Below are 7,118 nucleotides of genomic sequence, written 5' to 3' on the forward strand. Positions count from 1 at the left end.
CTAGAAAGGGAACAGCGGGCTGAGGAAGAAACGGTCGAACCAGCCTGGCTGACTCGCATCGGCAAACGAACCGGTGCCCGAGTAGGTGATGCGCGCATCGGCGACACGGGTCGACGACACGGTGTTGTCGGTCGAGATGTCATCGGCGCGAACCAGGCCGGCAATCCGCACCAGCTCATCGCCGGTGTTGAGGGTCATCCACTTCTCGCCGCGCACCGCGATGATGCCGTTGGGCAACACATCGGCAACGGTCACGGTGATCGAGCCGGTCAGGGTATTGCCCTGCGCCGCCTTGCTGTCGCCCTTGGTCGCGCGGTCACCTTCGTAGCTGGCACTCAGGCTCAGGTCGCCATCGCCGAACGGGTTGTTGGTGGTGGCGCTGCTGCCGAACAGCGAACTCAGGCCGATGTTGGCCTTGCTGTTCTTGCCAATTTGCGAGTTGGCGTTTTTGCTGGCCTGGGTCCTTTCGTTCAGGGTGATGGTGATGACGTCACCGACCCGGAACGCCTTGCGGTCGCTGTAGAGGTTCTGTTCGAAACCGGCCTGATAGATCGAGCCGTTGTTGGCGGCCGCCGGCAACGGCGTGCGCGGCAACACCGGGGCGTAGTAAGGGTCATTGGGTTTGGGCGTCGCAGGCACGCAACCTGCGAGCGCGGCGATCCCACTCAGTGCCAGAACAGATACATAGCGATTCATGACCCTACCTCACGGTGTTGCAGGCAGCCTCAAGGCCGCCACATAGACTTGATTACAGGTTCTGCGTTACGAACGAGAGCATCTGGTCGGCGGTGGAGATCACCTTGGAGTTCATCTCGTAGGCGCGCTGGGTGGTGATCATGTTGACCATCTCCTCAACGGTGCTGACGTTGGACGTTTCCAGGGTGTTCTGCAGCGTGGTGCCGAAACCGTTCAGGCCCGGTGTGCCGACTTGCGGCGCACCACTGGCGGCGGTTTCCAGGAACAGGTTGTTGCCCACTGCCTGCAGGCCGGCCGGGTTGATGAAGTCGGCGGTCTGCAGGTTGCCGATCACCTGGGCAGCCGGGTTGCCGGCAACGGTGATGGACACGGTGCCGTCGCGGCCGACAGTGAAGGTCTGCGCATCGTTCGGAATGACAATCGCCGGCTCCAGGGCAAAGCCGCTGGCGTTGACGATCTGGCCGTTGGAGTCCAGGTGGAAGGTGCCGTCACGGGTGTAGGACGTGGTGCCGTCCGGTTGCAGGATCTGGAAGAAACCGCGACCGTCGATGGCCATGTCCAGTGGCTGCTCGGTGGTTTGCAGGCTGCCGGCGGTGAAGTTCTTCTGGGTGCCGACGATGCGCACACCGGTACCCAGTTGCAGACCCGACGGCAGTTCGCTGTCCTGGGTCGACTGGGCGCCTGGCTGACGCTTGATCTGGTAGAGCAGGTCCTGGAACTCGGCGCGGTCACGTTTGAAACCCGTGGTCGACACGTTCGCCAGGTTGTTGGAAATGGTGGTCAGGTTGGTGTCCTGGGCGGACAGGCCTGTTTTGGCAACCCATAGAGCCGGAAGCATTCGATTCTCCTCGTGTGCCTGTTTTACGGCGCGACGTTCTGGTAATTAGCTGATCTGCAAGACCCGAGCCATGGCCTGGTCATCGTCTTTGGCGGTGTTCATCATCTTGATGTGCAGCTCGAACTGCTTGGACAAGGCCAGTACCGAGGTCATCTCTTCCACGGCATTGACGTTGCTCGACTCGAGGAACCCGGACACCAGCTTGACGCCGGCATCGGCCTGCGCCGGCTGGCCGTCCTTGGTGTGGATCGATCCATCCAGGCCCTTGGTCATGTTCTTCAGGTCCGGGTTGACCAGCTTGATGCGGTCCACTTCAGCCATCACCCGCGGACCTTCGCCCATCGCGCGGATGCTGATGGTGCCGTCCTCGCCGACTTCGATCTGCTGCTCCGGCGGCACGGCAATCGGCCCGCCATTGCCCATGACCGGCATACCGTTGCCGGCACGCAGAACGCCCAGGGCGTCAACATTCAGGCTGCCGGTGCGCACGTAGCTTTCACCACCATCGGGATTCTGTACGGCAATCCAGCCGCCGCCCTGCACGGCAACGTCCAGGTCCCGGCCGGTTTCCACCAGTGAACCCGGGGAGAAATCCGTGGCCGGGCGTTCGGACATGGCAAACGCACGCGCCGGAAAGCTGTCACCGAACACCGGCATCGAACGGGCCTGCTCCAGGTCTTTCTGGAAGCCGTTGGTGGAGATGTTCGCGAGGTTGTTGGCATGCGCCTTTTGCGCCAGTGCATTCTGGCTGGCGCCGGTCATTGCCACATAAAGGTACTTGTCCACACTCTTTCCTCTGCCTGCCGGACGTTTGCCGCCCACTGCTGTGTTGCTGAGCCATAAGCAATTTGCAGACCAACTTGTTTTTGGCGGCGCGAGGCCCGGCAAACAGGGGACTTGAGGAGATCAAAGGGGATTGGTGATTTGTGTCAAAGACGAAAAACCGGCGGTGTCATGCCGGTGGGTGGCAAGTGCCGGCCTCTTGAGTGACTGATCTGTCGCCTTCGCGGGCAAGCCCGCTCCCACAGTGATCTGCGGCGTTCACAAAACCTGTGGGAGCGGGCTTGCTCGCGAAGAGGCCGGCACAAACACAGCAAGCTTGAGTCAGGACTCGTTCTTGCCCACCTCATACTCACGCAACTTGTTGGCAATGGTGGTATGCGAAACCCCCAACCGCTTACCCAGCTGCCGACTGCTCGGATGCTCGGAATACAACCGTTCCAGCACCGCCTTTTCGAAACGCCCGACAATCTCGTCCAGCCCACCCTCCAGCGAAAAATCGCCAAGGGGCTGACGCACGCCATAATCCGGCAGGCGAATATGCTCGGCCTTGACCATGCCGCCGTCGCACAGGGAAACCGCCTGGAACAGCACGTTCTCCAGTTGCCGCACGTTGCCCGGCCAATGGTAGTGGCTGAGCCGCTCCATGGCCGCCGGGGCGAGCTTGGGCAACGGGCAACCGATCTGCCGACTGGCCTGATCAAGGAAGTGCTCCACCAGCGGCGTCAAACCGTCGAGGCATTCGCGCAGCGGCGGGATGTGCAGCGACAACACGTTCAAGCGGTGATAGAGGTCCTGGCGGAATTCGCCGCGCGCGCACAATTCGGACAGGTCGACCTGGGTCGCGCAGATCACTCGCACGTCGAGGTAAACCTCCTCGTCGCTGCCGACACGACGGAAGCAGCCGTCCTGCAAAAAGCGCAGCAATTTCACCTGCAAGCGCGGGCTCATTTCCCCAACGCCATCGAGAAACAGCGTACCGCCCGCCGTCAGTTCCAACAGCCCGAGCTTGCCTTCGGCCCGCGCCCCTTCAAAGGCACCGGGGCCATAACCGAACAATTCCGTCTCGGCCATGGACTCCGGCAGCCCGGCACAATTGAGCGCCATCAACGGCGACTGCCCGCGCGGACTGGCCAGGTGGCAGGCCCGCGCCAGCAACTCTTTGCCGGTACCGGTTTCGCCTTCTATCAATAGCGGCGCATCCAGCGGTGCCATGCGCCGTGCTTCGCGCACCACCGCGGCCATCACTTTCGAGCTCTGGAAGATGCTGTCGAAGCCACGCAATTCCTGCTTGCGCACGTTATAGATGCGCTCTCCCACCCGGTCGGCGCGGTGCAGCGTCAGCACGGCACCGGCCATGGCCTCGCTGTCGTCGTGCTCCGACTGCAACGGCGCGATGTCGGCCAGGAACACGTCACCCTTGACCTTGACCCGCAGCCCGTTGATTCGCGATTTGTTGGCGCGCACCAGTTCCGGCAAATCGAAGTCTTCGGCGTAGCGCGACAGGGGAATACCCGGCACCTCGTCGACCCGTACACCCAGTAACTGCGCCGCTGCCCGGTTGGCCGCGACGATGGAACCGCCCATGTCGATCGACAGCACCGGAAACTCCAGCGCACCGAGCAGGGCATTGAGCTCCATGTGCCGACGCTCGCTGGGCATCAGCCCTACACGCTTGACACCGAAGACCCCGGCAATCGCTTCGAATTTCGGACGCAAGGCCTGGAACTGAATGTTGATCAGGTTCGGGCAATGCAGGTAGATGGCGTTGCCGTGCTCACCCCCCACTTCACCACGGGCCACGTTGATCCCGTACTCCACCAGCAGGTTGAGAATGTCGCGCAGGATGCCGATGCGGTTCTGGCAGTGGACTTTGATACGCATGAAAAAGGCCTGAAAAAGCAGTGATTGAGGTTGTGACGCCTGGCGCGCAACCTGTGGGAGCGGGCTTGCTCGCGAAGGCGTCGGCATAGCCAACATTGATGTATCAGACAGACCGCTTTCGCGAGCAAGCCCGCTCCCACAGGGGTATTGCGGTGCGCGCTCGATCGCATTTTTCTTTCGAGGCGCTCAGATAGTCGTCAAGATTATGTGACAGGCAAAGCGTTTTTCAAACCGAGAAATCTCAATACCTGCGCGGTCACGATCACTTTGTAACGAAAACTTTACGAATATCGATGGATTTTCCTACGCGTGACGCCGATCACCTGCTGCAACAGTGCAATCCTTGGGGTATTTCTAGGTCCATAGCAGTACATAACAAGAACGAAATCCCCTAGCAGGAGAGCAGTATGAAGCAGACGCAATACGTGGCTCGCGAGCCCGATGCGCAAGGTTTTATCGACTACCCCGCCGAAGAACACGCGGTGTGGAACACGCTGATCACTCGCCAACTGAAAGTGATCGAAGGGCGTGCGTGCCAGGAGTACCTGGACGGTATCGAAAAACTCGGTCTGCCCCACGACCGCATTCCTCAACTCGGCGAAATCAACAAGGTCCTCGGTGAAACCACCGGCTGGCAGGTTGCCCGGGTTCCCGCACTGATTCCCTTCCAGACCTTTTTCGAATTGCTGGCCAGCAAGCAGTTTCCGGTGGCGACCTTTATTCGGACCCGCGAAGAGCTTGATTACTTGCAGGAGCCGGACATTTTCCACGAGATCTTCGGTCACTGCCCGCTACTGACCAACCCCTGGTTCGCTGAATTCACCCACACCTACGGCAAGCTCGGCCTCAAGGCGTCCAAGGAAGAACGCGTGTACCTGGCGCGCCTGTACTGGATGACCATCGAGTTCGGCCTGGTCGACACCCCGCAAGGCCAGCGCATCTACGGCGGCGGCATCCTGTCTTCACCGAAAGAGACCGTCTACAGCCTGTCGAACGAGCCTGAACATCAAGCCTTCAACCCGTTGGAATGCATGCGCACGCCTTACCGCATCGACATCCTGCAACCCCTGTATTTCGTTCTGCCGAACCTCAAGCGCCTGTTCGACCTGGCCCACGAAGACATCATGGGCATGGTCAAGCAAGCGATGCAGATGGGTCTGCACACGCCGAAATTCCCCCCAAAGGCCGCGTGAACCGCGACTTTTGCTGACAAGTGAGTCTGTCAGTCACCGTCGCTTTGGTTTAGCGTGACGGCACTGTCGACCGATATAAAAACACTCGATTACAGGAAACACACCATGTCCACCTTGAACCAAGCCCATTGCGAAGCCTGCCGCGCCGACGCCCCACAAGTCAGCGACGAAGAACTGCCGATCCTGATCAAGCAGATCCCGGACTGGAACATCGAAGTACGTGACAGCATCATGCAGCTGGAAAAGGTCTTCCTGTTCAAGAACTTCAAACATGCACTGGCCTTCACCAACGCCGTCGGTGAAATCTCCGAGGCTGAAGGCCATCACCCGGGCCTGCTGACCGAGTGGGGCAAAGTGACCGTGACCTGGTGGAGCCACTCGATCAAGGGCCTGCACCGCAACGACTTCATCATGGCCGCGCGCACTGACGAAGTAGCGAAGGACGCCGAGGGGCGCAAGTAATGCACTTCGACGCCATCGGCCGAGTGCCCGGCGACCCGATTCTGGGCCTGATGGAGGCCTACGCGCAGGACCCGAACCCGCGCAAGTTCGATTTGGGCGTGGGTGTCTATAAAGACGCCCAAGGCCTGACGCCGATTCTCGAGTCGGTGAAACTTGCCGAGCAGCGCCTGGTGGACGGCCAGTCCACCAAGACCTACATCGGTGGTCACGGCGAACCGGCGTTCGGCAAGGCGATCAATGAGCTGGTGCTGGGCGCCGACTCGAAGCTGATCAGCGCACAACGCGCCGGCGCCACCCAGACTCCGGGCGGAACCGGGGCCTTGCGCCTGAGCGCTGACTTCATCGCCCAGTGCCTGCCGGGGCGCGGTGTCTGGTTGAGCAACCCGACCTGGCCGATCCATGAAAGCATTTTCGCCGCCGCCAAGGTCAAGGTCAGCCATTACCCCTACGTCGGCAGCGACAACCGACTGGATGTCGATGGCATGCTGGCAGTGCTCAACGAAGCGCCCAAGGGTGACGTGGTGTTGCTGCATGCCTGCTGCCACAACCCGACCGGTTTCGACCTGTCCCAGGATGACTGGCAGCGGGTGCTGGAGGTAGTACGCAAGCGCGAACTGCTGCCACTGATCGACTTCGCGTATCAAGGATTCGGCGATGGCCTGGAGCAGGATGCCTGGTCGACCCGGCTGTTCGCCGCCGAGTTGCCGGAACTGCTGATCACCAGCTCTTGCTCGAAGAACTTCGGCCTGTACCGCGACCGCACCGGCGCGCTGATTGTCTGTGCGAAAAGCGCCGACAAGCTCACCGATATCCGCAGCCAGCTGGCCAACATCGCCCGCAACCTGTGGTCGACACCGCCGGATCACGGTGCGGCCGTGGTCGCGACCATCCTCGGCGACCCGGAGTTGAAAAATCTCTGGGCTGACGAAGTGGAAGGCATGCGCTTGCGTATCGCCCAACTGCGCAGCGGTCTGGTGGAAGCACTGGAGCCTCACGGTTTGCGCGAGCGGTTTGCGCACATTGGCGTGCAACGCGGGATGTTTTCCTACACAGGCCTGTCGCCAGAGCAAGTGAAGAACCTGCGGGATCATCACAGCGTGTACATGGTCAACTCCGGCCGCGCCAACGTGGCGGGGATTGATGCCACGCGTCTGGATCTGCTGGCCGAGGCGATTGCCGCAGTCTGCAAGTAACCCCCCCTGTGGGAGCGGGCTTGCTCGCGAAAGCGGTGTGTCAGACGATGCAAATGTCGACTGACACACCGC

7 protein-coding genes are annotated in these 7,118 nt (G+C 61.0%); 3 read left to right on the plus strand and 4 right to left on the minus strand.

Annotation, left to right across the window (positions count from 1 at the left end; genetic code table 11):
* The 4 genes from flgH to AC3WN7_RS24315 form a co-directional block, all read right to left on the minus strand.
* On the minus strand, positions 1 to 696 hold the full coding sequence (gene flgH / locus AC3WN7_RS24300; protein WP_015096281.1) for a flagellar basal body L-ring protein FlgH: 696 nt from the start codon (positions 694 to 696) through the stop codon (positions 1 to 3).
* Positions 697 to 748: 52 nt separating this feature from the next.
* Entirely contained in the window at positions 749 to 1,534 is a 786-nt protein-coding gene (gene flgG, locus AC3WN7_RS24305; protein WP_007975316.1) for a flagellar basal-body rod protein FlgG, read from the minus strand.
* A gap of 45 nt (positions 1,535 to 1,579) precedes the next feature.
* Complete coding sequence (locus AC3WN7_RS24310) at positions 1,580 to 2,320, minus strand: flagellar basal body rod protein FlgF (RefSeq protein ID WP_007975314.1); 741 nt, start codon at positions 2,318 to 2,320, stop codon at positions 1,580 to 1,582.
* Positions 2,321 to 2,638: 318 nt separating this feature from the next.
* Positions 2,639 to 4,198, minus strand: coding sequence for a sigma-54-dependent transcriptional regulator (locus AC3WN7_RS24315; RefSeq protein WP_095963832.1), 1,560 nt, complete (start codon positions 4,196 to 4,198; stop codon positions 2,639 to 2,641).
* A gap of 407 nt (positions 4,199 to 4,605) precedes the next feature.
* On the opposite strand from AC3WN7_RS24315, the gene phhA reads away from it, so the two are divergent.
* From phhA to AC3WN7_RS24330, 3 genes are all read left to right on the plus strand, one after another.
* Positions 4,606 to 5,391: a phenylalanine 4-monooxygenase gene (gene phhA, locus AC3WN7_RS24320; protein ID WP_102674979.1), complete on the plus strand. Its 786-nt coding sequence runs from the start codon at positions 4,606 to 4,608 to the stop codon at positions 5,389 to 5,391.
* Positions 5,392 to 5,496: 105 nt separating this feature from the next.
* A complete protein-coding gene (locus tag AC3WN7_RS24325) occupies positions 5,497 to 5,853 on the plus strand; it encodes a 4a-hydroxytetrahydrobiopterin dehydratase (protein ID WP_007975310.1) in 357 nt (118 codons plus the stop codon).
* The gene (locus AC3WN7_RS24330; protein ID WP_102674980.1) at positions 5,853 to 7,046 is read left to right on the plus strand and encodes an amino acid aminotransferase; all 1,194 of its coding nucleotides are present in this window, start codon (positions 5,853 to 5,855) and stop codon (positions 7,044 to 7,046) included. The genes AC3WN7_RS24325 and AC3WN7_RS24330 overlap by 1 nt, the downstream gene beginning before the upstream one ends.
* Positions 7,047 to 7,118 lie beyond the last annotated feature (72 nt).

This window comes from Pseudomonas sp. FW305-70, from assembly GCF_058783925.1.